General features: G+C 72.7%; 21 protein-coding genes. 7 read left to right on the top strand and 14 right to left on the bottom strand.

Annotation, left to right across the window (positions count from 1 at the left end):
• Positions 1–4: 4 nt before the first annotated feature.
• Entirely contained in the window at positions 5–1,036 is a 1,032-nt protein-coding gene (locus O7604_RS03025; RefSeq protein ID WP_281578790.1) for a 3-isopropylmalate dehydrogenase, read from the bottom strand.
• Positions 1,037–1,254: 218 nt separating this feature from the next.
• On the opposite strand from O7604_RS03025, the gene O7604_RS03030 reads away from it, so the two are divergent.
• Both O7604_RS03030 and O7604_RS03035 read left to right on the top strand, forming a co-directional pair.
• Positions 1,255–2,124 carry an FAD:protein FMN transferase gene (locus tag O7604_RS03030; protein ID WP_281578791.1) on the top strand — a complete coding sequence of 290 codons (870 nt, stop codon included), beginning with the start codon at positions 1,255–1,257 and terminating at the stop codon, positions 2,122–2,124.
• 310 nt (positions 2,125–2,434) lie between these two features.
• Positions 2,435–2,791 carry a hypothetical protein gene (locus O7604_RS03035; RefSeq protein WP_269701601.1) on the top strand — a complete coding sequence of 119 codons (357 nt, stop codon included), beginning with the start codon at positions 2,435–2,437 and terminating at the stop codon, positions 2,789–2,791.
• 61 nt (positions 2,792–2,852) lie between these two features.
• Here O7604_RS03035 and serA read toward each other — a convergent pair whose 3' ends face one another.
• Positions 2,853–4,451: a phosphoglycerate dehydrogenase gene (gene serA, locus O7604_RS03040; protein ID WP_269701603.1), complete on the bottom strand. Its 1,599-nt coding sequence runs from the start codon at positions 4,449–4,451 to the stop codon at positions 2,853–2,855.
• Positions 4,452–4,719: 268 nt separating this feature from the next.
• Here serA and O7604_RS03045 point away from each other — a divergent pair, with 268 nt between their 5' ends.
• Positions 4,720–6,498 carry a tetratricopeptide repeat protein gene (locus O7604_RS03045; RefSeq protein WP_281578792.1) on the top strand — a complete coding sequence of 593 codons (1,779 nt, stop codon included), beginning with the start codon at positions 4,720–4,722 and terminating at the stop codon, positions 6,496–6,498.
• A 58-nt stretch (positions 6,499–6,556) separates the two neighbouring features.
• Here the strand turns inward: O7604_RS03045 and ilvC are convergent, their stop codons facing one another.
• From ilvC to O7604_RS03065, 4 genes are all read right to left on the bottom strand, one after another.
• Positions 6,557–7,570 (bottom strand): ketol-acid reductoisomerase, encoded by a 1,014-nt coding sequence (ilvC, locus tag O7604_RS03050; protein WP_269701606.1) that lies wholly within the window; start codon positions 7,568–7,570, stop codon positions 6,557–6,559.
• A gap of 58 nt (positions 7,571–7,628) precedes the next feature.
• Positions 7,629–8,144: an acetolactate synthase small subunit gene (gene ilvN, locus O7604_RS03055; protein ID WP_018786257.1), complete on the bottom strand. Its 516-nt coding sequence runs from the start codon at positions 8,142–8,144 to the stop codon at positions 7,629–7,631.
• The gene (locus O7604_RS03060; protein WP_281578793.1) at positions 8,145–10,040 is read right to left on the bottom strand and encodes an acetolactate synthase large subunit; all 1,896 of its coding nucleotides are present in this window, start codon (positions 10,038–10,040) and stop codon (positions 8,145–8,147) included.
• A 180-nt stretch (positions 10,041–10,220) separates the two neighbouring features.
• Entirely contained in the window at positions 10,221–12,668 is a 2,448-nt protein-coding gene (locus tag O7604_RS03065) for a bifunctional diguanylate cyclase/phosphodiesterase (RefSeq protein WP_281578794.1), read from the bottom strand.
• A gap of 110 nt (positions 12,669–12,778) precedes the next feature.
• On the opposite strand from O7604_RS03065, the gene ilvD reads away from it, so the two are divergent.
• Entirely contained in the window at positions 12,779–14,626 is a 1,848-nt protein-coding gene (gene ilvD / locus O7604_RS03070) for a dihydroxy-acid dehydratase (RefSeq protein ID WP_281578795.1), read from the top strand.
• A 94-nt stretch (positions 14,627–14,720) separates the two neighbouring features.
• Positions 14,721–15,431 carry a hypothetical protein gene (locus tag O7604_RS03075; RefSeq protein WP_281578796.1) on the top strand — a complete coding sequence of 237 codons (711 nt, stop codon included), beginning with the start codon at positions 14,721–14,723 and terminating at the stop codon, positions 15,429–15,431.
• 94 nt (positions 15,432–15,525) lie between these two features.
• Here the strand turns inward: O7604_RS03075 and O7604_RS03080 are convergent, their stop codons facing one another.
• Positions 15,526–15,699 carry a hypothetical protein gene (locus O7604_RS03080; RefSeq protein ID WP_269701611.1) on the bottom strand — a complete coding sequence of 58 codons (174 nt, stop codon included), beginning with the start codon at positions 15,697–15,699 and terminating at the stop codon, positions 15,526–15,528.
• Positions 15,692–16,429, bottom strand: coding sequence for a TetR/AcrR family transcriptional regulator C-terminal domain-containing protein (locus O7604_RS03085; RefSeq protein ID WP_281578797.1), 738 nt, complete (start codon positions 16,427–16,429; stop codon positions 15,692–15,694). Before O7604_RS03085 ends, O7604_RS03080 begins: the two co-directional genes overlap by 8 nt.
• Before the next feature lie 88 nt (positions 16,430–16,517).
• On the opposite strand from O7604_RS03085, the gene O7604_RS03090 reads away from it, so the two are divergent.
• Positions 16,518–17,204 carry a DUF4386 domain-containing protein gene (locus O7604_RS03090; protein ID WP_281578798.1) on the top strand — a complete coding sequence of 229 codons (687 nt, stop codon included), beginning with the start codon at positions 16,518–16,520 and terminating at the stop codon, positions 17,202–17,204.
• Here the strand turns inward: O7604_RS03090 and O7604_RS03095 are convergent.
• The 6 genes from O7604_RS03095 to O7604_RS03120 all read right to left on the bottom strand — a co-directional run bounded on the left by O7604_RS03095 (position 17,201) and on the right by O7604_RS03120 (position 24,977).
• Complete coding sequence (locus O7604_RS03095) at positions 17,201–18,841, bottom strand: SulP family inorganic anion transporter (RefSeq protein ID WP_281580031.1); 1,641 nt, start codon at positions 18,839–18,841, stop codon at positions 17,201–17,203. The two genes, O7604_RS03090 and O7604_RS03095, sit on opposite strands and share 4 nt — an antisense overlap.
• A 50-nt stretch (positions 18,842–18,891) precedes the next feature.
• Positions 18,892–19,230, bottom strand: coding sequence for a metalloregulator ArsR/SmtB family transcription factor (locus O7604_RS03100; RefSeq protein ID WP_013284484.1), 339 nt, complete (start codon positions 19,228–19,230; stop codon positions 18,892–18,894).
• Between the two features lie 78 nt (positions 19,231–19,308).
• The gene (locus O7604_RS03105) at positions 19,309–21,756 is read right to left on the bottom strand and encodes a glycoside hydrolase family 2 protein (RefSeq protein ID WP_281578799.1); all 2,448 of its coding nucleotides are present in this window, start codon (positions 21,754–21,756) and stop codon (positions 19,309–19,311) included.
• The gene (locus tag O7604_RS03110; protein WP_281578800.1) at positions 21,753–22,613 is read right to left on the bottom strand and encodes a carbohydrate ABC transporter permease; all 861 of its coding nucleotides are present in this window, start codon (positions 22,611–22,613) and stop codon (positions 21,753–21,755) included. The genes O7604_RS03105 and O7604_RS03110 overlap by 4 nt, the downstream gene beginning before the upstream one ends.
• A complete protein-coding gene (locus O7604_RS03115; RefSeq protein ID WP_281578801.1) occupies positions 22,610–23,623 on the bottom strand; it encodes a sugar ABC transporter permease in 1,014 nt (337 codons plus the stop codon). Before O7604_RS03115 ends, O7604_RS03110 begins: the two co-directional genes overlap by 4 nt.
• 70 nt (positions 23,624–23,693) lie before the next feature.
• Positions 23,694–24,977, bottom strand: a complete 1,284-nt coding sequence (locus O7604_RS03120) for an extracellular solute-binding protein (RefSeq protein ID WP_269701618.1) — start codon at positions 24,975–24,977, stop codon at positions 23,694–23,696.
• A gap of 349 nt (positions 24,978–25,326) precedes the next feature.
• Between O7604_RS03120 and O7604_RS03125 the strand changes: the two genes are divergently transcribed.
• Positions 25,327–26,352 carry a LacI family DNA-binding transcriptional regulator gene (locus O7604_RS03125; RefSeq protein ID WP_269701619.1) on the top strand — a complete coding sequence of 342 codons (1,026 nt, stop codon included), beginning with the start codon at positions 25,327–25,329 and terminating at the stop codon, positions 26,350–26,352.
• Positions 26,353–26,358: the final 6 nt, after the last annotated feature.

Raw genomic sequence — 26,358 nt, forward strand, 5'->3', positions numbered from 1 at the left:
CCGGTCAGGGTACGGCGTAGGCGGCGAGCCGGTCGCCGACCTCCTCGGTGCGCAGCGGCGCCCCCGGCGTACGCGCGGCCAGCTCGGTGCCGACCGCGGCGGTGACCCGGGCGGCGGCGTCGGCGTGGCCGAGCTGGTCCAGCAGCAGCGCGGCGGACAGCACCGCGGCGACCGGGTCGGCGACGCCCTGGCCGGCGATGTCCGGCGCCGAGCCGTGCACCGGCTCGAACATCGACGGGTAGCGCCCCTCGGGGTTGATGCAGCCGCTGGCCGCGAGCCCGATGCCACCGGTCACGGCGGCGGCGATGTCGGTGAGGATGTCGCCGAACAGGTTGTCGGTGACCACCACGTCGTACCGGGACGGGTTCGTCACCAGGAACATCGCGGCGGCGTCGATGTGCTGGTACTCCGTGGTCACGTCCGGGTGCTCGGCGGCCACCGCGGCGAAGGCGCGCGCCCAGAGCGACCCGGCGTGCGTGAGCACGTTGGTCTTGTGCACGAGCGTGACCTTGCGCCGCTCCCGGCGGCCGGCGCGGGTGAACGCGTCGCGGATCACCCGCTCGACGCCGTGCCGGGTGTTCAGGCTCTCCTCGGTGGCCACCTCGGCCGGGGTGTCCCGGTGCAGCGCGCCACCGGCGCCCGCGTACAGCCCCTCGGTGCCCTCGCGGACCACGACGAGGTCGACCTCGCCGGGCTTGACCGCGGCGAGCGGGCCGGCGACGCCGGGCCAGAGCCGGGACGGGCGCAGGTTGACGTACTGGTCGAAGGCGAACCGCAGCTTGAGCAGCAGGCCGCGCTCCAGCACGCCCGGCGGCACCGTCGGGTCGCCCACCGCGCCGAGCAGGATCGCGTCGTGACCGGCCAGCTCGTCGAGGACGGAGTCGGGCAGCACCTCGCCGGTGCGGTGATAGCGCGCCGCGCCCAGGTCGTACTCGGTGGCCTCGATCCCGGGCACCACCGCGTCGAGGACCTTGCGGGCCTGCGCGACCACCTCGGGTCCGATGCCGTCGCCGGCCACCACCGCGATGTGTGCCACCTGAGGCTCCTCGTCTCGTCGTTAGGCGCAACCGTACGTCGCCGTCCCGGCCCCCGGTACGAATCTTCCAACATCCGGGACGGTGAATCACAGGAGGCTCCCAGCCGACACTCATGGTGCGGTCATCTCCACTGCTTAGGGTCGGGGTCACGGGTCGACGGGGGCCCGGAATCCGGCACCGCCGCGACGCGGCGGCGACCACCGAGGGGGCAGGTGTCATGCGGATCGAGCACCGGCGGGCCCACTGGGCGGACGAACAACCACGTACCCGTTGGATCGACCAGTCCGCGTTCCGCCCGCTCCGGCCGGACCTGCACCTGGGCGCCAACCACCGCGTCGAGCGGGCCGGCACCGCGACCTCCGGCCGGATCAGCGTCCGGCACACGGTGACCACCTCGACCGCCGACTACACCCTGCTGCTCAACGCGCCGGAGTGGTTCGGCCACCGGGCGGTGAGCGAGGCGCTGCGTGACGCCGTCGCCGAGCTGCGCGCCGTCGACCTCACCTACGGCCCGAACCGGCCGGACAGCCTCGTGTCCCGGCTGCGCCGCGACGAGATCAGCCCCGACTCGTACCCCCCGCTGGCCGACCTGGTCGACCTCTGCGCCGCGATGCGGGCGGCGACCGACGGCTGGTTCGACGCCTGGGCGGTGCCCGGCGGCTTCGACCCGGGCGGCCTGCTCGGCGGCTGGGCGGTGGAGCGGGCCGCGGCGCGGTTGCGCGCCGCCGGCATCCACGACTACGCCGTGCTCACCGGCGCCGACCTGACGGTACGCGGACACGCGGCGCACGGCGGGCCGTGGCGCGTCGCGGTGCACCACCCCACCGACACCCGGCGCACGCCCGTCGTGCTGGAGATGACCACGGGCTCGGTCGGCACCTCCGGCGTCACCGGCCGCCGCGGGCACGTCGTCGACCCGCACACCGGGGAGCCGACCGACCGGCTGGTGGCCGCCACCGTGCTCGGGCCGAACCTGGCAGTCGCCGACGCCTACGCCACCGCCCTGTACGCCGCCGGACCGGCCGGGCTGGCCTGGTTCCGCCACGACGCGGACTACCGCCCCCTGTTCGCGCACCACCGGCGCTGATCTGCTGTCTGGCGCGGAGCGCGATCGGCCCCCACGGTCTCGGCAACGACCGTGAGGGCCGGTCAGCGACGAGTGCGCGTGGCTCGCGCAATCGAGGGGTGCGGGCCGAGGGGCCGGGCGCCCGACCGCGCCACCCGAAGACGGGCCGGGGATCGACTCAGCGGAAACCGCATCGGTACGCTAGCGAATCGACGCAACTCGAGGCAAGAGTCTCCACAGCGGACGTCGCGGGAACGATGTCGGCAATCAGCGGTGAACGCACGGTGGGGCAGAGGTGACGGGCCCGGCCCGGGATGGCACGCTGTCCGCCGTGAGTTTCGATCTGAGCGTGTGGGCCCTGCCGAACGGGGCGACACCGGAGCAGGTGCGGGCGGCCGTGCAGCAGTGCCGCGAGGGCTGGCACAGCGAGCAGCACCCCGATCCGCGACTCGTCGCCTTCTACCGGGCGATCACCGCGAGCTACCCGGACCGTCCGGCCCGGCCGGATACGCCGTGGGAGGTGGCGCCGTTGCACACGGCCGCCGACCACATCGAGATGAACCTGCATCCGACCTGCCCGGATCAGGTCCTGCTGGACATCGAGCGGCTGGCCGGCGAGCACGACCTGATGCTCTTCGACGCGCAGGACGGCTCGGTCTACCCGCCACCGGCCCGCGTCCGTTCCTGACCCACCGGAACGACGAAGGGCCCGGCCGATGCGGCCGGGCCCCGATCCGTCTGCGTCCGGACTACTCGTCGCGCAGGTCGGCCGCGCTGGCCGCGACCGCGCCGATCGAGTCGGCCGCGGAGGTGAGCAGGTCGGCGCCGAGCGCCTGGTCGACGGTGAGCGTCATCAGCGTCTCACCACCGGCCTCGCGGCGGGCCACCTGCATGGCGGCGATGTTGACGCCGGCCTCGCCGAGCAGGGTGCCGACGGTGCCGACCACGCCGGGCCGGTCGGCGTAGCGCAGGAAGACCAGGATGCCCTCCGCGCCGATCTCCACGTCGAAACCGTCCACCTCGGTCAACTTGAACACGTCGCGGGTGCCGGTGTGCGCCACGGTGCCGGAGACGCGGACGGTGCGCCCGTCCGGCAGCGCCCCGCGCACGGTCACCAGGTTCGGGTGGTCGACCGTCTCGCCCGGCGTGGCGAGCGTGACCTCGACACCCCGCTCGGCCGCCAGGTGCGGCGCGTTGACGTAGGTGACCTGCTCCTCCACCACGGAGCTGAACAGCCCCTTGGTCGCGGCGAGCTTGAGCACCGACACGTCGTGGGCGGCGATCTCGCCGCGCACCTCGACGGTGACGCTGGCGGCCACCCCGCCGGCCAGGGCGGTGAACGCCCGGCCCAGCTTCTCGGCCAGCGGCAGGAGCGGGCGGACGTCCTCGGCGACCACGCCGCCGGCCTGCACGTTCACCGCGTCCGGGACGAACTCGCCCTGCAGCGCGAGCTTGACGCTCTTGGCCACCGCGAGGCCGGCCTTGTCCTGCGCCTCGTTCGTGGAGGCGCCCAGGTGCGGGGTGGCCACCACGTTGTCGAAGGCGAACAGCGGCGAGGAGGTGCACGGTTCCTTGGCGTACACGTCGACGCCGGCGCCGGCGACCCGGCCCTCCGCGATCGCGTCGGCGAGCGCCTGCTCGTCGACCAGACCGCCCCGGGCCGCGTTGACGATCCGGACGCCCGGCTTGACGATCGCCAGTTCCTTCTCGCCGATCAGGCCGACCGTCTCCGGCGTCTTCGGCAGGTGGATCGAGATGAAGTCGCTCTCCCGCAGCAGCTCCTCCAGCCCGACCAGGCGGACACCGAGCTGCGCGGCGCGGGCCGGCTGGATGTACGGGTCGTACGCGATCAGCCGGGTGCCGAACGCGGCGATGCGCTGCGCGAAGAGCACGCCGATACGGCCGAGGCCGACCACGCCCACGGTCTTGCCCTGGATCTCGACGCCGGTGTACTTGGACCGCTTCCACTCCCCCGCCTTGAGCGCGGCGCTGGCGCTGGCGGTGTTCCGGGCCACGGCGAGCAGCAGCGCGAGGGCCTGCTCGGCGGCGGAGACGATGTTGGAGGTGGGAGCGTTGACGACCATGACGCCACGTGCCGTGGCGGCGGGCACCTCGACGTTGTCCAGCCCGACGCCGGCCCGGGCGACCACCTTCAGCCGCGGCGCGGCGGCGATCGCCTCGGCGTCGATCTGGGTGGCGCTGCGTACGATCACCGCGTCGGCCTCGGAGAGGGCGGAGAGCAGAGCGGGGCGGTCGGTGCCGTCCACGTGGCGCACGTCGAAGTCGTGCGCGAGCACCTCGATGGCGGCGGGGGCGAGTTCTTCGGCGATCAGTACGACAGGATTCATCGGTCCTCGTAGACGCTCGGTAATGGTTCGGCCTGGGGCGCCGGGACGCCGCGCTGCGCCCTGCGCCGATCCGTGCCACGGCCGTCGGGTGCGCTCGGGCACCACACCAAGGATGGTAGGTGGCTGCTCGCCCGGCGTGTCCCGGAGTGCGGGGTGAGGGCCCTCACACAGGCCCGTCGCACGCCTGTCATCCCCTGTTCACCGGACGCGGCGACTGGCGGGCTCCCCGTACAACGGAGGCAGCACCCGCACGGGGAGGGAGCCGCTGATGTCGGTAATGGTCCGGATCGCGCTGTTACGGCCGATGGTCCGGCTGGGCCCGCACCGGTGGGGGCCACGGTTGGCCGAGGTCCTGCTCACCCGGTCCCAGATGGTGAGCGGGCTGCCGGGCTCGACCGCCCGGCGCACGGCGGCGGCCGAGGAGGCGGTCACGCTCTGCCGGCGGCTGGCCGCCGAGCGGCCGGACCAGCACCGGGTCGCCCTGGCCCGGGCGCTGGTGGCCCGGGCCGCCGCGCCCGACACGGTTCCCGTCGCCGAGGCGATCGGCCAGCTCCGGGAGGCCATCGCGTACGTCGAGGACACCGACGACCGGTCGGAACTGGTGGTGCTCGCCACCGCCCGCGGGCTCCTCGCGCTGAACCTCCACCTGTGCGGGGAGGTGCGGGAGGCGCTCAGGCAGGCGCTGCGGGCCCGGGCGACCTGGCGCGCCTGCGGGGCGTTGCGTCCGCCGGAGCGGATGCGGTTGGCGCGGGCCCTGCTGGCGATCGGTGACGGCAAGGAGTCGCTGGGCCGGACGGAGGAGGCGAACACGGTCCGGCGAGAGGCGCTGGAGCTGCATCGCGGGCTTTCCGCCTATCGGCGGATCCAGTGGACAGGCATCGGCGCGTCCGCCGCGACGGACCTCGCCCAGGGCTTGGCGGCCACCGGTGCGGCACGCGAGGCCCTCGATTTGATCAAGGAGTCCCGCGTCGACGTGGAGCTGTGGAGCCGGGTCCAGCCCCGGTCGGGGCGACCGCTGCTGGCCCGGGCCATGCTGATCGAAGCGGAGTGCCGGGCGCAGTTGGACGAGCCGGAGGCGGCCGTGCGGCTCGCGGAGCAGGCCGTCGGCCGGCAGCGCGCGACGGCGACGGCCGGAACGCCGCACGCCGGGGCCGCGCTGGCACACGGGCTGCTCGTCCTCGGCGACCTCACCGCCCGGTCCGGCCGGCCGGACGACGCGGCCGCGCACCTGACCGAGGCGGCGGCGCTCGCCCGCAACGGCCACGACGACGTGCTGGCCCGGGCCCTGTTGGACATGCTCGAGCTGCGGGCCGCGGCCGAAGACCGGGCTGCGGTCGACGTCCTGCTGGCCGAGTTACTTCCGCTCTGCCGGGAGAACGCCGGGCGGCTGCCGGAGGTCTGGCGTCCCCGGCTCGCCCGCGCCCTGCTGCTCCGCTGCGCGCTGACAGTGGACGAGCCGACGACGGGCTCCGGCGGTTTGCCGGCGGAGGCACCAGGCCGGTGCGGGACAGCGCCGCCGGACGGACCGGCGGAGGACGGCCTGGCGGGCGGGGGCGCCGGGCCGGACGGAGACGGCCTGGCGGCCGGACGGGAGGCGGTCGAGCTGGCCCGGTTGCTGGCCGGCGGCGACCCGGCGTACCGGGACCTGCTCGGGCGGTGCCTCTTCACGCTCGCGGGCGCGGTGGACCTGGCCGGTGACCCGCGCGGGTCGGCCGAGCTGCTGCGCGAGTGCGTGACAGTGCGCCGCGAGCTGTTCGGCGTCGACCCGGTGGCGAGCCGGCTCGGGTTGGCGGAGGCCCTGTGCAACCTGGGCAACCGGATGCACGCCCTCGACCGGCTGGAGGAGGCGGTGGGGATCTACCGGGAGTGCCTCGATCTGCTGCGCGCCGACCCGGACCGGATCGACCGGGCGGAGCTGCTCACCCCGCTGCGCAACCTCGGGCTCACGCTGTCGCGTCTGAACCGCGGGGCCGAGGCGGAGCGGGTCCGGGACGAGGTCGCGGCCGTTCAGGAGACGGTCGGCGCCGGTCGCTCCGATCCGTCGTGACGGCCCGCGGCCCGACGCCGGGGAGAGCGTCGGGTCGCGGGCCGCACGTGGGGAGGGCTCAGGCGGTCTCGGTGATCGGCCGGTCGACCCAGCTCATCATGCCGCGCAGCTTCTGCCCGGTCTCCTCGATCGGGTGCGCCGCGCCCTCGGCCTGCCACTTGGCGAAGTTCGGCCGGCCGGCCTCGTCCTCGGCCACCCACTCGCGGGCGAACTCGCCGGACTGGATCTCGCCGAGGATCTTGCGCATCTCGTCCTTGACCCGGGAGTCGATGACGCGCGGGCCGCGGGACAGGTCGCCGTACTCGGCGGTGTCGGAGATGCTGTAACGCATCCGGGCGATGCCGCCCTCGTACATCAGGTCGACGATCAGCTTCAGCTCGTGCAGGCACTCGAAGTAGGCCACCTCGGGCGCGTAACCGGCCTCGGTGAGCACCTCGAAACCGGTCTGCACCAGCGCCGCCGCGCCACCGCACAGCACCGCCTGCTCGCCGAACAGGTCGGTCTCGGTCTCCTCGGTGAACGTGGTCCGGATCGCGCCGGCCCGGGTGCCGCCGATCGCCTTGGCGTACGCCAGGGCCAGGCCGAACGCGTTGCCGCTGGCGTCCTGCTCGACGGCGACCAGGCAGGGCACGCCCTTGCCGTCGACGTACTGGCGGCGCACCAGGTGACCGGGGCCCTTCGGGGCGACCATCGCCACGTCCACGTCGGCCGGGGGCTTGATCAGGCCGTACCGGATGTTGAAGCCGTGTCCGAAGAACAGCGCCTTGCCCGCGGCCAGGTTCGGCGCGATGGCCTCGGCGTAGATGTGCCGCTGGGCGGTGTCCGGGGCCAGGATCATGATCACGTCGGCCTCGGCCGCCGCCTCGGCGGGCGTGAGCACCCGCAGGCCCTGCTCCTCGGCCTTCGGCCGGCTCTTCGACCCGGCGGGCAGGCCGATCACCACGTCGACGCCGGAGTCGCGCAGCGACAGCGCGTGCGCGTGGCCCTGGCTGCCGTACCCGATCACGGCGACCTTGCGGCCCTGGATCAGGCCCAGGTCGGCGTCGTCGTCGTAGAACACCTCAACGCTCATTGACTTCCCTTTCGTACGGCGGTGCCCGTCGGCCCGTCGAAAAACTTGTGGGTACGGATCAGGCGGCGCGCAGGGCCGGGCCGGCGGTGATGGCCCGCGAACCCCGCCCGATGGCCACGGTGCCGGACTGGACCATCTCCTTGATCCCGAACGGCTCCAGGTCGCGCAGCAGCGCGTCGAGCTTGTCCGGCGTGCCGGTGGCCTCGATGGTCAGCGTGTCCGGCGCGACGTCGACCACCCGGGCGCGGAACAGGCCGACCGTCTCCAGCACCTGGGCGCGGGCCGTGCGGTCGGCGCGGACCTTGACCAGCAGCAGCTCCCGCGCCACCGACACCTGCGGGTCCAGTTCCACGATCTTGAGGACGTTGACCAGCTTGTTGAGCTGCTTGGTCACCTGCTCCAGCGGTGAGGACTCGGCGTTGACCACGATGGTGATGCGGGAGACGTCCGGGTTCTCGGTCTCGCCCACGGCGAGGCTGTCGATGTTGAACCCGCGCCGGGAGAACAGCCCGGAGACCCGGGCGAGGACACCCGGCTTGTTCTCCACGAGCACGGACAGCGTGTGCATAGTCATCTAGAGTTCGTCCTCGTCGAAGGCGGGACGCACGCCCCGCGCGAACATGATCTCGTCGTTGCTGGTGCCGGCGGCGACCATCGGCCAGACCATCGCGTCCTTGCCCACCACGAAGTCGATGACCACCGGCGCATCGTTGATCGCCATGGCCGCCTCGATGGTCTTGTCCACGTCGGCGGCGTTCTCGCAGCGCAGCCCGACGCAGCCCAGGGCCTCGGCGAGCTTGACGAAGTCCGGGATGCGGTGCTTGTGGGTGCCCAGCTCGGTGTTGGAGTAGCGCTCCCCGTAGAACAGGGTCTGCCACTGCCGCACCATGCCCAGGTTGCCGTTGTTGATCACGGCCACCTTGATCGGGATGCCCTCCAGGGCGCAGGTGGCCAGCTCCTGGTTGGTCATCTGGAAGCAGCCGTCGCCGTCGACCGCCCACACCGTGGTGTCCGGCTTGCCGACCTTGGCTCCCATCGCGGCCGGGACGGCGTAGCCCATGGTGCCCAGGCCACCGGAGTTGAGCCAGGTGTGCGGCTTCTCGTACGAGATGAACTGGCTGGCCCACATCTGGTGCTGGCCGACGCCCGCCACGTAGACCGCGTCCGGGCCGGCGATCTCGCCCAGCCGCTTGATCACGTACTGCGGGGAGAGCGTGCCGTCGGCCGGCTCCTCGAAGCCGAGCGGGTAGCGCTCGCGCAGGTCGTCGAGCTGGGCCCACCAGTCGGTCAGGTCCACCGACGGGTGCGCGGCCTGCTCGGCGGTGACCGCCGCGATCAGCTCGTCGATGACGTGCCGCGCGTCGCCCACGATCGGGACGTCGGCGTGCCGGTTCTTGCCGATCTCGGCCGGGTCGATGTCGGCGTGCACCACTGTCGCGTCCGGCGCGAACGAGTCGAGCCGGCCGGTCACCCGGTCGTCGAAGCGGGCGCCCAGCGCCACGATCAGGTCGGCCTTCTGCAGGCCGTAGACCGCGGCGACGGTGCCGTGCATGCCGGGCATGCCCAGGTGCTGGCGGTGCGAGTCGGGGAACGCGCCCAGCGCCATCAGCGTGGTGACCACCGGGATGCCGGTCTGCTCGGCCAGCTTGCGCAGCCCCTCGGTGGCGCCGGCCTTGAGCACGCCGCCGCCGACGTAGAGGACCGGGCGACGGGCCGAGGTCATCAGCCGGGCCGCCTCGCGAATCTGCTTGCCGTGCGGGTGCAGCGTGGGCCGGTAGCCGGGCAGGTCGAGCGTGGGCGGCCAGGAGAAGGTCGCCGGCGCCTGGAGCACGTCCTTGGGGATGTCGACGAGCACCGGGCCGGGGCGGCCGGTCGCGGCCAGGTGGAACGCCTCGGCAAGCACGCGGGGGATCTCGTCGGCGGTCTGCACCAGGAAGTTGTGCTTGGTGATCGGCAGCGTGATGCCCTGGATGTCCGCCTCCTGGAAGGCGTCCGTGCCGATCGACGGCCGGGCCACCTGCCCGGTGATCGCCACCATCGGGACCGAGTCCATGTACGCGTCGGCGATCGGCGTCACCAGGTTCGTCGCGCCGGGACCGGAGGTGGCGATGCACACACCGACCCGACCGGTGGCCTGCGCGTAGCCGGTGGCCGCGTGCCCGGCGCCCTGCTCGTGCCGGACCAGGATGTGCCGGACCGTGGAGTCGTAGAGCGGGTCGTAGGCGGGCAGGATCGCGCCGCCCGGAATGCCGAAGACCACGTCGACGCCGAGCGCCTCGAGCGACCGCACGAGCGAACCGGCGCCCGAGACCTGCGCGGTGGCGGGCTCCCGTACGGGCGTCTCGGTGGTGGCGGCCGCCGGAACGGTACGGCCGGAGCGGGCGGCGGGGTCGGAGTCACCGGCCGCGCCGGTGCCGGAACGGGCACGGCGGGCGGAGTGGGCGAGGGTCTCTGGCGTGGGTCTCGTCATGGCGGTTCAAGCCTTCGGAAGTGAGTGGGTGACGCGCTTCTCAGGATGGGACGGCGAGGTCCCGGCGATGGTCCGACGGCAACAAAAAAGCCCACGTGCAGGATGCACGGGGCCAGCGCACTCTCGGTGGGAGAGTGCGCTCAGGTAAGTACTCGCGGCGACCGGTTCGACGACATGCGGCTAAGCCTGACGCATCTCACGCGATGAGTCAACTGATCCCACATTTTGGTTCACGGACGTGGGCGTGTCGACCACCGGGACCCCCTCCGCGCCCGGCGCCACCTGCGAAGATCCCTCCAACGGGGGACGCTGCGCGGGCACCGCGGCTGGCGGACTGTTGCGCAGCCGGGGCAGCAGCGGCGAGGGGGCGCGAACCGGGGCGGGCGGCGGCACCGGCGGCATCGCGGTGTGCCGGTTGCCGGGCGCGGTGGCCGCCTCCAGCATCGCCTCCAGGTGCTCGGCCGGTACGCCCCAGCCGAACAGCGCGCCCTGCCCGAACCGGCAACCGGCGGCGACCACGGCGGCCAGCTCGGTCGGGTTGGTGACGCCCTCGGCGATCACCTCGAGCCCGAGCTGGTGGCCCAGGCGCATGACGATGTCGACCATCGGGGCGAACGCCGGGCCGTCCCGCCCGACCGGCCGGACCGGCTCGTGCTCGGCGACCAGACTGTGGTCGATCTTGAGGATGTCGATCGGCAGCCGCCGGAGCTGACCGAGCGACGAGTAGCCGGCGCCGAAGTCGTCGAGCGCGATCCGGACGCCGGTCAGCCGCAGCGCGGTGAGCCGCCGGATCAGCTCGTCCAGGTCGGTGGCGACAGCGTGCTCGGTGACCTCCAGCACCAGCCGCTGCGGCGGCACGTGGTGCGCGCGCAGCGCGTCGGCGACCTGGACCACGTACTCGGGGGCGTGCAGCTCGCGCGGCGACACGTTCACCGACACCCAGACGTCGTGCCCGTCGGCCAGCCAGCGGGAGAGCTGGAAGCAGGCCTGGTGCAACACCCACGCGCCGAGCTTGGCGATCATCCCGCACTCCTCGGCGAGCGGGATGAACTCGTCCGGCCGGACGTTGCCCAGCTCCGGGTGCCGCCAGCGCAGCAGCGCCTCCGCGCCGACCGGCCGCACCGACGGCAGCGAGGCCACCGGCTGGAAGACCAGCCGCAGCTCGTCGCGCTCGATCGCGCCGCGCAGCTCGTGCTCCATCCGGGTCCGCCGGCTCAGCAACTGGTCGTACGTGGCGTCGTAGCGCTCGATCCGGTTCTTGCCCCGCTGCTTGGCGTAGCGCAGCGCCAGGTCGGCGTTGCGCAGCAGCAGTTCGACGTCCTGCTCCCCCTGCCCGGCGGCCACCCCGATGCTCACCGACAGGAAGACCGGCCCGTCCCCCTGCTCGTACGGGCGGCCGAGCACCCCGAGCAGGCGGTCGGCGACCGGGCCGGGGTCGGCCGTCCCGTGCATCAGCACCGCGAACTCGTCACCGCCGAGCCGGGCGGCCAGGTCGCCCGGCCGCAGGTTGCCCCGCAGCCGCCGCCCCACCTCGATCAGCACCGCGTCGCCGACGTCGTGCCCGCGCATGTCGTTGACGTTCTTGAAGCCGTCCAGGTCGAGCCCGAGCAGGACGCACGGCCCGCCCGCCTCGGCGCTGCGGTGCAGGGCACGCAGCAGTCCGCGCCGGTTCGCCAGCCCGGTCAGCGGGTCGGTGTGCGCCAGCTCGCGGAAGTGCGCCTCCCGCTCGGCGAGCCGGATCGCGTAGCCGCGGACGTCGTTCAGCGCCAGGTACTGCCGGGTGACCAGGGCGAACCCCTCGACGGTGCCGGCCACGATGGCGTACCCGTCGAACCCGCCACCCTGCACCAGGTGGTACATCGCGGAGGCCGCCATGGCGAACATCGGCACGAAGGCGTACTCGCCGTCGCGGCGGATGAAGTCGACGTCGAGCTGCGTGAGGTCGGCCCGGCGCCCGGCCACGGCGGTGGCCAGCAGCCCGGCGGCGGTCAGCACCGCGCCGGTGAGCACCATGCCCGGGCCGGCCTGGCAGAGCCCGGCGGACACGGCCAGCCCGCCGGCCGTCACCGCTATCGCGCCGGCGGCGAGCAGCGTCAGCCACCCGCGCGGCGGCGCGACCCGCAGCACGACGATCATCGTGAGCCCGGTGGTGAGCGCCGCGCTCACGGTGGCCAGCACGATCGGCAGGCAGGCCACCGGGGTGGCGTCGCCGAGCAGCCGAGTCGGCTCGCTGAACGCCACCCAGCCGACGAACCAGAGCGCGCTGCCCATGATCAGGCCGTCGAGCAGCAGCCGGGCGGTGGCCGCACGGGTCGCGGCGGCGCCGGGCAGCCGCAGGACGGCGGCGCCGAGGCCGAGCGCGGCGAGCGTCGTACCGACGGAGACGAGGACCGCCCATCCGGTCCGCTGGCCCTGCCGGTGCGCCCAGTGGTCACCGGCGGCGAGCAGGCCGCCGAGACCGACCAGGAGGCTGAACAGGGCGGCACCGGCGGCGACCGCGAGCAGCAGGTGTGCCGGACGGCGGGGGCCGGTGCGGCGCCGCACCGACGCGGCGAGCAGCACGGCGGCGCCGGTCGCGGCGATCCCGCTCACCACCGCGACGGAGACCATCCCCGGGGACGACTGCACGCGTCAACTCTGCCGGATGAGTGCCTCTCGTGGGGCACCGGGTGTGCAACTGTTGGGACACAGGGTGCGCGCGGCGGGGTTGCCGCGCGAATGGTGTCAGACTGGTTGTCATGCCTGAGCTGCGGTCGAGGACCTCCACCCACGGTCGGACGATGGCCGGCGCCCGGGCCCTCTGGCGGGCCACCGGGATGACCGACGACGACTTCGGCAAGCCGATCGTCGCCATCGCGAACAGTTTCACCCAGTTCGTACCCGGTCACGTCCACCTCAAGGACCTCGGTGGCCTGGTCGCCGACGCGGTGGCCGAGGCCGGCGGCGTCGGCCGGGAGTTCAACACGATCGCCGTGGACGACGGCATCGCCATGGGCCACGGCGGCATGCTCTACTCGCTGCCCAGCCGGGAGCTGATCGCCGACGCGGTGGAGTACATGGTCAACGCGCACTGCGCGGACGCCCTGGTCTGCATCTCCAACTGCGACAAGATCACCCCGGGGATGCTCCTGGCCGCGCTGCGGCTCAACATCCCGACCGTCTTCGTCTCCGGCGGCCCGATGGAGGCCGGCAAGACGGTGGCGATCGAGGGCGTGGTGCACTCCAAGATCGACCTGATCGACGCCATGATCGCCTCCTCGAACGAGGCGGTCACCGACGACCAGCTCGGCGAGATCGAGCGCTCCGCGTGCCCCACCTGCGGCTCCTGCTCCGGCATGTTCACCGCCAACTCGATGAACTGCCTCACCGAGGCCATCGGCCTGGCGCTGCCCGGCAACGGGTCGACGCTCGCCACCCACGCCGCGCGGCGGTCGCTGTTCGTCGAGGCCGGACGCACCGTCGTGGAGATCGCCAAGCAGTGGTACGAGAACGACGACGCCTCGGTGCTGCCGCGCTCGATCGCCGGCCGGGAGGCGTTCGAGAACGCGATCGCCCTCGACGTGGCCATGGGCGGCTCCACCAACACGGTGCTGCACCTGCTCGCCGCCGCCCGCGAGGCGGAGCTGGACTTCGGCGTCGCCGACATCGACGCGATCTCCCGGCGGGTGCCGTGCCTGGCCAAGGTCGCCCCGAACTCGCCGAACTACCACATGGAGGACGTGCACCGGGCCGGCGGCATCCCCGCCATCCTCGGCGAACTGGACCGCGCCGGGCTGCTGCACCGCGACGTGCGCGCGGTGCACTCCCCCAACCTCGACACGTGGCTGGCCGACTGGGACGTCCGGGGCGGCTCGGCCACGCGCGAGGCGGTCGAACTGTTCCACGCCGCCCCGGGCGGCGTGCGGACCACCGAGCCGTTCTCCACCGCCAACCGCTGGTCGTCGCTGGACACCGACGCGGCCGGCGGCTGCATCCGGGACCGGGAGCACGCGTACAGCGCGGACGGCGGCCTGGCCATCCTGCACGGCAACCTCGCGCCGGCCGGCTGCGTGGTGAAGACCGCCGGTGTGCCCGAGGAGTGCCTGACGTTCCGCGGCCCGGCCAAGGTCTACGAGTCGCAGGACGACGCGGTGACCGCGATCCTCGCCAAGGAGATCGTCGCCGGGGACGTCGTGGTGATCCGGTACGAGGGCCCGAAGGGCGGCCCCGGCATGCAGGAGATGCTCTACCCCACGTCGTTCCTCAAGGGCCGTGGGCTGGGCCGCTCCTGCGCGCTGCTGACCGACGGCCGGTTCTCCGGCGGCACCTCCGGCCTGTCCATCGGGCACGTCTCCCCGGAGGCGGCCTCCGGTGGACTGATCGCGCTGGTCCGCGACGGCGACGAGATCGTCATCGACATCCCGGGCCGGTCGATCGAGCTGAACGTGCCCGCCGACGAGCTGGAGGCGCGCCGGGTGGCCGAGGAGAAGCGGGACCGCCCGTACACCCCTGTCGACCGTCAGCGTCCGGTGTCGGCGGCGCTGCGCGCGTACGCGTCGATGGCGACCTCGGCCAGCGACGGCGCCTACCGCCGCGTCCCGGAGTGACGTAAGGAAGGGCCCCTTCTTAACGCCTCCGGTAGAGGAGGGGGCCCTTCTTAACACCCGCGCGCCGGTAACGTCCGGCGGCGTGGAGACGACGGTGAGCTATGCGCGACTGGTCCGGCCGGCGATCGACCGGGCGTACGTAGGCGCCCGGTGGGGAGCACGCGCCCGGATGGAGACCTTCTACGCCGAACGGGGCTGCACACTCGGCGCGGAGAACAGCTTCTTCTCCGGCGTGCTGGCCCGGCCGATGCCCGCCGAGGCGCTTGCCGACGGCCTGATCTACACCTCCGGCAGCATGGACGAGGAGCTGGCGCAGGGCGTCGTCGTCCGGGACGCCGAGGGCGCCTGGCACCTCACCGACCTGGGGCGCGAGCTGACGCTGTTCGCCCAGCGGGCCACCGGTGAGGCCGCCGAGGAACTGTGGTCGACGCTGCCTGGAGTGCTGCCCGGCCTGAGCATCGTGCCCCGCCTCGCCGACCTGGTCGGCCGGGTGCTGGCACACGCGCAGGCCACCGGCGGGCCGGTGTTCCGGGCGATGTCCCCGCCGTACGAGCCGGAGGGCGCCTCCCCGGCGCTGCTGCTGGTCACCCGGCTGGGCTCGCTGCGCCACCACCGCGCCGACGCGCACCGGGCCGCGTGGCGGGCCGCCGGGCTGACCGCCGACGAGATCCGCGCGCTGCCGGACGGCCCGCAACGCGCGGCGATCGAGGCGGACACCGACCGCCGCGACGCGCCGGCGTACGCGGCGCTCACCGAGGCCGAGCGGTGGGAACTGCTGGCCGGCCTCGCCGCCCTGCCCAACTAGCGCCCGCAGCCTTAACAGCCGTCGGGTGGAACGCCATGGGTGTCAAACGGTGCCGTAGACACCCATGACGTTCCACTCACGGCGCAGCGGCGCGTCAGGACTGGGCGGGGTCCTCCTCGGCCGGGGCGGTGCCGTCTATCGGCAGGCCGAACTCCGCCGGTGAGTTCTCGTCGGTCCCGTCCAGGTCCGCGTGCGGGTCCTCCGGGGTGACGTCGTCGGGGTCGGCGCCTCCGGCGTGCAGTTCGGACAGCTCAACCGGATCAGTCATGCCGTCCTGGTACCCGCCGGGCGCCGCCCGAACCCGGCAGGTGTCGTTCCAGGCCGTCGAAGAGCAGGTCGAGGGTGAACTCGAACTCGGTCTGGGAGTCGCACCATCCGAGCGTCGGATCCGCCGCGTCGTGCGTCTCGGCGGCGACCATCGCGGCCAGGTGCGGCAGCCGTTCGGCCAGCGCCACCATCTCGGCCTCCGCTGCCTCCGCGTCCGCCTCCCCGCCCGCGTCCGGCCGGAACACCTCCTGGGCGAAGCCGAGCGCCAGGCTGCCGAAGGCGTGCAGCGCCCGGTGGGCGATCCGGTACGAGAATCCGCCGTCGACGAGGGTGGCGAGGATGCCGTCGTAGTAGGCGTACACCCCGGCGGGGACGGTCGGGCGGGAGCTGAGCAGCGCGGGCGCCCACGGGTGCCGCAGCATGACCGCGCGCGCGGCGAGGAAGCGCAGTCGCAGCCGGGTACGCCAGTCGCCGCCGGGCGCGTCCGCCTCGGCTCGCTCGGCGGCTTCGGTGATCTCGGCGGCGACGGCGTCCACGAGGCCGTCGAGCAGCCCGGCCTTGCCGGGTAGGTGGTGGTAGAGCGACATCGCCTCGACGCCGAGTTCGGCGGCGAGCCGGCGCATCGTGAGCGCCGCCATCCCTTCGGCGTCGACGAGGGCGATCGCGCTGGCCAGGGCTCGCTCGCGGCTGAGCGGCTCCCGTGGCTTCCTCGCTCCCATCCGGCTCTCCATCTCCCCTTGACCTTACAACGTATGGTTGGCCTTACGACGTAAGGCAGCCCCCGCCACGGGCACGTCGATCACCCCCGAAGGAGCCGCCATGCACCAGCTGATCCGTACCGCCCGCGTGACCGGGCTGTTCTACCTCGGGCTCGCCGTCACCGGCGCCCTGGGGTTCCTCACCGTCCGGCCCATGATCTTCGACGCTGACGACGCGGGCGCGACGCTCGCCAACCTGGTGGCCCACGAGTCGCTGGCCCGCGCCGGCATCGCCCTCGAACTGCTCGTCGTGCTCACCCAGGCGCTCACCGCCGTCTGGTTCCACCGCCTGTTCCGTACCGTCGACGGCACCGCCGCGGGCAGCATCGCCGCCTTCGGGCTCGTCAACGCGGTCGCGATCCTCGGCAGCGCCGCCGTCCTCGGGACAGCTTTGCGGGTCGCGACCGGCGGGCCGGGCGACGCGGACACCGTCCAGCTGCTCTACCTGGTCAGCGGGAACCTGTGGGAGGTGGGCGGCCTCTTCTTCGGCCTCTGGCTCGTGCCGATGGGCTGGTGCGTGCTCCGGTCCGGCTGGATGCCCCGGCCGCTGGGCTGGGTCCTCGTCGCCGGTGGTGTCGGCTACGTGCTCATGACGTTCGTCGCGTACCTCGCCCCCGGCGCCGGCATCGCCGGTGACCTGCTGGTGGTTCCCGCCACCGTGGGCGAGGTGTGGATCCTCGGCTACCTGATCGTCTTCGGCGTGCGGAAGGAGGAGGTGAAGGTGGACGCCGGGGTGACGAAAGCCTAGGCCGGGCTCGCGGCGAGGGCGACACCCCGGGCGTACCTGATGGCGGCCGGGGTGTCCGCGAACACCAGGCCCTCACGGCGCAGTTCGTCGGCGACGCCGAGGGCGCTGAGCACCTGGTCGTGGCCCGGGGTGATGCCGGAGAGCAGCACCGTGATCCCCCGGGCACGCAGCCGGGCGATGGCGTCGCCGAGCACCTGGGCGCCGGTGGCGTCGACGGTGGAGACGCGGGACATCCGCAGGATCACCACCCGCACGTCGGCCACCTCGGCCAGCTCCAGCAGGAACGTGTGCGCGGCGGCGAAGAACAGCGGCCCGTCCAGCCGGTACGCCACGATGTGCTCGGCGAGCAGCGCGTGCTCCTCGGCGCTGTGCTCGCCGGTGTCCAGCGGCACCTGTTCGAGCTTGGCGCTGCGGGCCACCGCGCGCAGCGCCAGGACGGCAGCCACGGCGAGCCCGACGACCACCGCTGTCACCAGATCCCAGATGACAGTGACGGCGAACGTCAGCACCAGCACCACCGCGTCGGCCCGGGTGGCCCGCATCAGCGCCAGCAGGGAGGCCGCCTCCACCATCCGTATCGTGGTGGCGAGCAGCACCCCGGCCAGGGCGGCCAGCGGGATGCGGCCGACGAGCGGGGCGGCGGCGAGCACGATCGCGGCGAGGGCTACCGCATGGGTGAGCGCGGCGAGTTTCGAGGACGCCCCGGCGCGGACGTTCACCGCGGTACGGGCGATGGCGGCGGTCGCCGGGATGCCGCCGAAGACCGGGGAGGCGAGGTTGGCCAGGCCCTGGCCGAACAGTTCCCGGTCCGGGTCGTGCCGCTCGCCGACAGTCATGCCGTCCGCCACCGTCGCGGAGAGCAGGCTCTCCAGGGCGGCGAGCGCGGCCACGGCCAGGGCGCTGGGCAGCAGGACGCCCAGCGCGCCGAGATCCAGGAAGCTCAGCGACGGCGCGGGCAGACCCTGCGGCAGCTCACCGATCCGGGCCAGGTCGATCGGGGCCAGCTCGGCGACAACAGTCGCGGCGGCCACGCCGACCAGGGAGAACGGCACGGCGGGCCGCCACCGGCCGCCGAGCAGCATGAGTGCCGCCACGCCGAGCGCCACGGCGATCGCGGCGGGCCGGGGATGCGCGGCGAACCGGGCGACCGCGTCGGCTGCGACCGCCCACACCTTCTCGCCGTGCGCCTCGGCGACGCCGAGCGCGGCCGGCACCTGTTGCAGCGCGATGACCACGGCGATGCCGGCGGTGAAGCCCTCGATCACCGGGGCCGGCAGGTAGCGGACGTACCGGCCCAGGCGGGCGAGGGCGAGCGCGATCAGGATCAGCCCGGCCAGCGCGCCGACCATCAGCACGCCTCCGGCGCCGAACTGCTGCACCACCGGCACCAGCACGACTGTCATCGCCCCGGTGGGGCCGGAGACCTGGAGGTTGGAGCCACCGAAGACCGCCGCGACGGCCCCGGCGACGACGGCGGTGACCAGGCCGGCCTGCGCGCCGAGCCCGGAGGTGACGCCGAAGGCGAGCGCCAGGGGCAGCGCCACCACCGCGACGGTGAGCCCGGCGAGCAGATCGCGCCGGGGCGAGCGGCGCACCGCTGCCCAGTCGGCCCGGCCCGGCAGCAGCCCGCCGAACAGCCGGCCCGCCCGCCGGACGACGTCACCGGCGCGAACGGTAGCCGCCGCGCTCACCGGTCCGTCCCCGAGGCCCGCAGCTCGTCCAGCAGGGCGTCCCGGTCGGTGAGGACCGCGCCGAGGATGCGCCGGCCGGCGGCGAGCAGGTCGGCGACGTCGGGGGTGCTGAGCGCGTACATGACCAGGGGGCCGTCTCGGTACGAGGTGACCATGCCGGCGCGGCGCAGCACGGCGAGCTGCTGGGAGAGGTTGGACGCCTCCACGTCGATGGCGGCGAGCAGGTCGCGGACCGGTTTGGGCCCGTCCTGGAGCAGTTCGAGCACCCGGATGCGCACGGGGTGCCCGAGGGTCCGGAACAGCTCCGCCTTGGCCTGGTACAGCGGCACCGACACGACTCACCCCTCCGACGACTCTGAAGACTTTAGCACTTGCAGAAATCTTCAAATCGACGGAGATGGCGGGCGTCCATCTCAGGCCAGGTCGTTGACGCAGCGCAGCACCGGCCGGGAGGTGAGCGCCTCGGCATCCAGCGGGCACGTGGTGCTCACCGTGAAGACGACGCTCTCCCCCGGCAGCAGCGTCACCAGGGCCCGGTCCACCTGCGCGGCCGGATCGAGGCGGTCCGGGAACAGCGTCAGGTCACGCAGCACCGTCCGCGCGGTCACCCGGACGCGCCGGCCGCCGCCGGTCGGCTCGACCGCCGCGTCCCACTGCGCCGCCGGCCACCGCACGTCGCGGTCCTCGGCGAAGAACCACAGCGCGCGCTCCGCTGCGTCCCCGGCGTCCGCGACGAGCAGTTCCGCGCGGCCGTCGTCCGGCCGCGCCACCTCCGCCGGCAGTTCCACCACGACCGAGGAGTACGCGGGGACGTCGAGGTGGACCGAGGTCTTCGCCCTCGGCTCCCCGGTGAGGGCCAGCCGGGTGACGGTGGCCGGCCCGCGCCACGCGTCGGCGGTTTCGTTCACCGCCACCAGCGCCGGCCCGCCGTCGCGCGGCTGCACCGTCAGCAGCCGGTCGGCGTAGGCGCGGCGCAGCGCGTACCACAGGGGTTTGCGGCGCCCGTCGCCATCGATCGCCGACCAGGACGTGACCGGCCAGCAGTCGTTCAGCTGCCACACGACGGTGCCGGTGCAGACCGGCCGGTGCGAGCGGAAGTGCTCCACGCCGAGCTGGATGGCGCGGGCCTGGTTGAGCTGGGTGAGGTAGTGCCAGTCGTCGAAGTCGCCCGGCGGCGGCAGGTGCGCGTCCAGCCCGCGCCGGAGCTTGCGGTCCCCGTCGGCGGCCTTCTGGTGGTGCGCCATGCCCGGCGAGTCGGGCGCGAGCGGGTCGTCGGAGAGGGCCCGGCGCAGCGTCGCGTGCGCCGGCGGCGCCTGGTAGCCGAACTCGGCGACGAAGCGGGGCACGTAGTCCCGGTAACGGGTGTAGTCGTCGGTGTTCCACACGTCCCAGATGTGCGTGGTGCCGTGCGCCGGGTCGTTGGGGTGAAGCTCCTCGCTGCCGGACCAGGGGCTACCCGGCCAGTACGGGACGGTCGTGTCCAACTCGCCGACGATCCCCGGCAGCAGGTCAAGGTAGTAGCCGCGTCCCCAGGTGCGCCCGGCCAGGGGTTCCTGCCAGTCCCAGTCGTGCCAGCCCCAGATGTTCTCGTTGTTGCCGGTCCAGAGCACCAGCGACGGGTGCCCGGCGAGGCGGGTCACCTGCTCCCGCGCCTCCGCCTCGACCTCGGTGCGGAACGGTTCCTCCTCCGGGTACGCCGCGCAGGCGAACAGGAAGTCCTGCTGCACCAGCAGGCCCATCTCGTCGGCGAGGTCGTAGAAGTCGTCGGACTCGTACCGGCCGCCGCCCCAGACGCGCAGCAGGTTGACGTTCGCCCCGGCCGCCTGGCCGAACCGCTGCGCGAGGCGGTCGCGGGTGACCCGGTTGGGGAACGCGTCGTCGGGGATCCAGTTGACGCCCCTGACGAACACCGGGACGTCGTTGACGTGCAGCGCGAACGGGGTGCCGTGGGCGTCGGGCGTGGTGTCCAGCCGTACCGAACGGAACCCGACCCGGCGGGACGCGGCGTCCAGCTCCCGGCCGTCGGCGCCGTGCAGGCTCACGTCGAGGTCGTAGCGCGGCTGGTCGCCGTACCCGATGGGCCACCACAGCGCGGGGTCCGCGACGGTGAGCGTCACGACGGCGGTCCGCTCCCCCGCCGGTACGGCGACCTCGGCGGCGACCCCGGCGACGGCGGCGCGGACGGTCAGCGGCTCGTCGCCGGCCCGCTCGACCCGCGCGTGCAGCTCCACCCGGCCGGTGCCGCCGACCACCGTGACGAGCGGCCGGACCGACGCGAGCCGGGCGGTGGACCAGGCGTGCAGGCCGATCTCCTGCCAGATGCCGGCGGTGACGAGCGTCGGTCCCCAGTCCCAGCCGAAGTTGCAGGCGGTCTTGCGGATGAAGGGGAACGGCTCCGGATAGGCGTTCGGCCGGTCACCGAGCCGGTCCCGGTGCGCCTCGGCGTACCGGTACGGGGAGTCGAAGCGTACGGCCAGGGTGTTGCGGTCCGGGCGCAGCAGCGCGCGGACGTCGAAGCGGTACGAGCGGTGCTGGTTCTCGGTGCGGCCGACCTCGACGCCGTTGAGCGTCACGGTGGCGACCGTGTCGAGACCGGCGCAGACCAGATCGATGCGGTCCTCGTCGCCGGGCTGCCCGGCGAACGTGGTCTCGTAGACCCAGTCGGTGCGGCCGATCCAGGTGAGGCGGTTCTCGTTGTCGTCCCGGTACGGGTCGGGGATGAGGCCCGCCGCGAGCAGGTCGGTGTGCACACAGCCGGGCACGGTGGCCGGCACCGCCGTCCCGGCGAACTCCGGCGGCACCGCCGGGCCGGGCTCGGCCCGCAGCGTCCACCCCTCGTGCAGCAGCGTTCGACGGCTCACGACTTCACCGCGCCTTCCATGATTCCGCGGACGATCTGACGTCCACCGATGAACAGCATGACCAGCAGGGGGACGGTCGCGATGAACGCGCCGGCGAGCACCCGCCGGTAGATCACGTAGTTGCCGCTGGCGAGGTCGGAGACCGCCACCATCGACGTCGGGTAGTCGGTGCCGCTGAGCGTGATCAACGGCCACTGGAAGTCGTTCCAGGTGGCCACGAACGTGAGCAGGCCGAGCACCGCCAGGGCCGGACGGATCGCGGGCAGCACGATCGTCGCGTACACCCGCATGGTCGTGGCGCCGTCGACCCGGGCCGACTCGATCAGCTCGTCCGGGACGGTGTTCACGATGAACTGCCGCATGTAGAACACGCCGAACGCGGTGACCAGGCCGGGCGCGATGACCGCGAGCAGCGTGCCGTTCCAGCCGAGCTTGCCCATCACGATGTAGAGCGCCACGATGCCGAGCTGGTTGGGCACGGTGAGCGTGAGCACCACGAACAGCATCAGCGCGCGGCTGCCCCGGAAGCGCAGCTTGGCGAAGGCGAAGCCGGCCAGCGAGCAGAAGAACAGCACCGAGGCGGTCACGACGGCGGAGACGATGACGCTGTTGACGAGCGACGCGGCGAAGTAGACGTCCTGGAGGGAGAAGACCTCGTCGACGTTCGTGAAGAAGCGGTCGCCGGGGATCACCGCGGGCGGTAGCTTCGCCAGCGCCTCGTCGTCGCTGGTGGCGATGACGAACATCCAGTAGAGCGGGAACGCGGCGAACAGCATGCTCACCGCGAGCAGCAGGTAGGTCCCCAGTCCGGCCGGGGTGTCCTGTGGGGCCCGGGCCACCACGCGTCGCGTCGTCACCGGCGGCCTCCGGAGAGTCGGTTGGTCAGCAGGTAGTTGACGCCGGCCACGACCAGGATGATCAGGAACAGCGCCCAGGACATCGCGGCGGCGTACCCGAGGTTGAGGTCCTTCCAGCCGACCTTGTAGATGAGCTGGGCGATGGTCTGCCACTCACCGTCCGGCCCGCCGGTCGCCGCCTGCGCGTTCGGGTCGAACAGCATCGGCTCGGTGAACAGCTGCAACCCGCCGATGGTGGACAGGATGACGGTGAACAGGACCACCGGCTGGATCATCGGGACGGTGATCCGCCAGAGCTGCTTCCACTGCCCGGCGCCGTCGATCGCGGCGGCCTCGTACACGTCGCGCGGGATGGACTGCATGGCGGCCAGGTAGAGCAGCGCGTTGTAGCCGATCCACTTCCAGTTGACCATGGTGGCGATGGCGATCCAGGCGTGCAGCTTGTCCGCCCGCCAGTCGATCGGGTCGTCCGGGCCGCCGATGCCGAGCAGGCCGAGCGCCCAGTTCGCCATGCCGAAGTCGCGGGAGAAGAAGACGCTGAACACCATCGTCGAGGCCACGATCGGTGTCACGTACGGCAGCAGCACACCCACCCGCCACCACGTCTGCGCCCGCAGTTTGCGGTTGAGCAGCGACGCGACGAGCAGCGCGAGCAGCAGTTGCGGCACTGTGGAGAGCAGGAAGATGCCGAACGTGTTGGTCAGGGCGTTCCAGAAGTCCTCGTCGGCGACCAGCCGGCTGAAGTTCTCGGTGCCGGCCCAGTACGGCAGCGTCGGGTCGTCCAGGCGGTAGTTGCGCAGCGACACGACCGCGTTGAACAGCAGCGGGAACAGCCCGAACACGAGGAAGAGCAGGATGAACGGCGCGATCATCAGGTACGGCATGTACCGCATGTCGAAGCGGTACAGCCGGTCGCGCCAGCTCATCCGCCGATCGGCTGCCCCGTTACGGCCGCGCTTGCGGGCGGGTGGGCGGCCGGGCGGCGCGGGCGCGGCACGGGTGCTGGACATCTGTTCACTCCAGGGCCGGGAGATCGGACGGTGACGGGGCGGACCGGGCCGCCCCGTCACCGCTGACAGGTCAGGACGTGGCGGCCTTCTCGGCCTCCTTGACCGCCTCGGACCAGGCGGCGTCGGACTTGAGCGACTTGTTCTCCACCCGCCGGATCACGTTCTCCACCGCCACCCGGGTCGGGCCGTTCCTGCGGCCCAGGTACTGCGGGGTGAGGCCCTGCGCCATCTTCGGGAAGATCTGGCCGACCGGGGCGTCGTTGAAGAACGGGTTCTTGAAGTCGGCGATCGCCGGGTCGGTGTAGAGCGCCGGCTGCGACGGCAGGTTGCCGACCTTCTTGAAGATCTCGATCTGCTGCTCCGGCGCGACCAGCCAGGTCAGCAACTTGTACGCCTCGTCGACGTTCTTGCCCTGCTTCGGCAGCGTCAGGAAGGAGCCGCCCCAGTTGCCGCCGCCACCGGGCACCGCGGCGATGTCCCACTTGCCCTCGGTGCCGGGTGCGGTGTCCTTGATGTGGCCGAGCATCCACGCCGGGCAGGCGAGCACCGCGAACGCGCCGCTGGTGAAGCCCTTGTCCCAGTCGGCCTGGAAGCTGACCAGGTTGGCCGACAGCCCGGCGCCGACCGCCTTGACCGTGTAGTCGAACGCGACCTTCGGGCCCTGCTCCATCCGGAGCTGGTCCTGCTCGTCGTAGAAGCCGACCGGCTGCTGGCCGAGGATCGGGTTGAACAGGTTGGTGCCGGCGTCGATGAACTTCTTCTTCGTCGTGGCGGTGTACTGCCGCCCGACCTCGATGAACCTGTCCCAGGTGGGCCACAGGGCTGATACCTGGTCGCGTTCGGTGGGCAGGCCGGCGGCCTTGAACAGGTCGGTGCGGTAGCACATGGCCAGGCCGCCGACGTCGGTGCCGAGGCCGATCTGCGTCTTGCCGTCCGCCGACAGCGACTGCTTCCACTTCCAGGGCAGGTACTTGCTCTCGTACGAGCCGGCGCCCTTGTCGAGCAGGTTGACGAACTTGTCGGACTGACTGCGGAACTGGACCATGAAGCCCTCGTCGATCGCCGCGATGTCCGGCGCCCCGTTGCCCGCGACGAGCTTCTTCTGCAGGTCCTCGTGCTGGGCGTTGTACTCGCCCGAGTTGAGCTGGATCTTGACGTTCGGGTGCTCGGCCTCGTACTTGGCCTTCAGATCCTGGAGCCCGAAGTCGCCCCAGAAGTTGATTTTCAGCGTGACCTGACCACCGGCCGAGTCCGAGCCGCCGGTGGTGCTCCTGCCGCTGCAGGCGGCGATCATGACCAGGCTGACGGCACCGACGGCGGCCACGCGCGCCAGGTGCGTCCAGGACCGTCTCATCTCATCCTCCGCGCCGAATGGAAACGCTCTCGAATATCGAGAGACGTTGACTGAACCGGATAAGTGACGCCACCGTACGGTTCCCATTCATGACTGTCAACGGTCGGTTACCGATGTGCTGGCCCGTTAACCTTGCCGCCGCTCACGCCCGAGGTCCGGGCCACTCGTGGCAGTCCTCGGGTTACGCCCGCTCTAAGCTGAACCGCACAAGCGCTCGCCGCCGAAACCCGTTCACCACCACCGACGGCGGCACCCGGGACCGGCACGGCGTGCAGTAGCGTCACCAGACGCCGGTGATCCGGCGACCGGAAGCGCCCGTGAGGGCCGGACACAGTGGAGGAACGCTTCGGTGAAGCGGCCGACCATCGCCGACGTCGCCCGGCGCGCCGGGGTCTCCAAGGGCGCGGTGTCGTACGCGCTCAACGGCCAGCCCGGCGTCTCCGAGACGACCCGGCAACGGATCCTCGCCATCGCCGCCGAGATCGGGTTCCGCCCGAGCAGCGCCGCCCGCGCACTGTCCGGCGCCACCGCCAAGGCGGTCGGGCTGGCACTGTGCCGCCCCGCCCGGATACTCGGCATCGAGCCGTTCTTCATGGAGCTGATCAGCGGCGTCGAGGCCGAACTGTCGGCCCGCTCGTACGCGCTGACGCTCCAGGTGGTCAGCGACCAGGAGGCCGAGATCGCCGTCTACCGGCGGTGGTGGGCCGAACGCCGGGTGGACGGCGTGCTCGTCTGCGACCTGCGCACCGACGACCGGCGCGTACCGGCGCTGGAGGAACTGCAACTGCCGGCGGTGGTGATCGGCGGACCGGGGCACACCGGCGGCCTGGCGAGCGTCTGGGCCGACGACGCGGCGGCCCTGGTGGAGACCGTGGAATACCTGGTCGCGCTCGGCCACCGGCGCATCGCCCGGGTCGGCGGTCTGCCCTCGTTGCTGCACACCGAGATCCGCACCGAGGCGTTCACCGGCGTGTGCCGGCGGCTCGGGCTGGACGAGGCGACCACCGTCTGGTCCGACTACACCGGCGAGGAGGGCGCGCGGGCCACCCGCCGGCTGCTCAGTTCCGCCGGCCGTCCCACGGCGGTGATCTATGACAACGACGTGATGGCGATCGCCGGACTGTCCGTGGCCCAGGAGATGGGCCTCACCGTGCCCGGCGACCTGTCCATCGTGGCCTGGGACGACTCACCGCTCTGCCGCCTGGTGCACCCGCCGCTCACCGCGCTGGGCCGGGACATCCCGGCGTACGGCGCGCACGCCGCCCGGCAGCTCCTCGCCGTCATCGCGGGTGAGCCGGCCACCGTCGTCCAGGACGAGACGGCGCACCTGACGCCGCGCGGCAGTACCGCCCCACCTCGGGCAACACCTCGCTGAACCGGT

Source organism: Micromonospora sp. WMMA1947 (assembly GCF_027497355.1).
Taxonomy (GTDB): domain Bacteria; phylum Actinomycetota; class Actinomycetes; order Mycobacteriales; family Micromonosporaceae; genus Micromonospora.